This is a genomic window from Roseateles sp. P5_B10, from assembly GCF_056400485.1.
Window position 1 is genome coordinate 1 of record NZ_JBFULE010001274.1, and the last position, 1,014, is coordinate 1,014.

The 1,014-nt window shown below is 58.5% G+C and carries 1 protein-coding gene; it reads right to left on the reverse strand.

All coding sequences use genetic code 11. From position 1 onward, the window contains the following. Positions 1-1,014, reverse strand: a 1,014-nt coding sequence (locus tag AC1DU6_RS32690; protein ID WP_477862421.1) for a glycosyltransferase family 4 protein, incomplete at both ends; no start/stop codon positions are given.

Consider the following 1,014-nt stretch of genomic DNA (forward strand, 5'->3'; position numbering starts at 1 on the left):
TAGTCCAGATGCTCACGCGCGAATTGGAGAGATCTCTTTTTCATGGCATCGACGGCCTCCGGGGCCACGGCAATCGCTGTCAAACTGTTCGCCAACGTCGTACGTTCATTGATCAGGAAACCGTTGTCCAYGAAAAGTGCGCGGTGACTGGGGACGTCATCGACCAGGATTGCGCAGCGGCAGCACATGCTCGTCTGGGTCGTGGCGGTCTGCCCTTTGGGCTGCAAGAAGACGTCCGCCGCACAAAGGATGTCCTCCAACTCATCCGGCGACTTCCAGCCGAGAAACGCGATTCGCGGATCCGAATCGATCAAAGCCTGGCACTCTTTTTGATCGTCAACAACTTGGCCGACGATCCAGAACTTCAGGTGTTCAGCGGGCGTCCCAATGAAGGCGCGCAGAGCTCTCGGCAATAGTTTGTTGGCCGTGATTTTGCCTGATTGAACAATCACGACATCGCCAGGCCCTGCTCCATGCAGTTCTCGGACGCGCTGACGTCGTGCTTCGTAGTCCTCGTCACCATGGATGTGCCCGGCGAGAGGGAACAGCACGATCTTGTCCTTGGGCACCTTGTAGAACTGCTCGGAAAACTGGATCGACTCGACTGTGATGCAGAGAACCTCCTTCACCACGTCTAGGGCGCTGCGCAGGATCGGCCGGTAGAACGCGCCATGCAGGAGGTACTTGGAAATCCAACCGCGAGCACTGTTGTTGAAGTCCTCGTGGCAGTCTGCGAAGAGCCTGACCTGAGGGTGTTCCCGGACGTACTGGGCCACCGTCAACAGTTCCCACGCGCACAGGCCATGAAAGAGGATGACGTCCGGGCTGAGTGCGTCCAGAAGTGGGCGCACGCCCGGATAGGCTCGAATCTTTGGGGCCAGCTTGGTGGGGATGAACCTTCGATAGGGCAGCCGAATGACGCGCGCACCGTCGGTGCCCATGTAGTCACCAGGCTGCAAATAGCAGGGCATGCGCTGCTCGTCGAATGATTCCGTCGACGCGATGATCGTGACG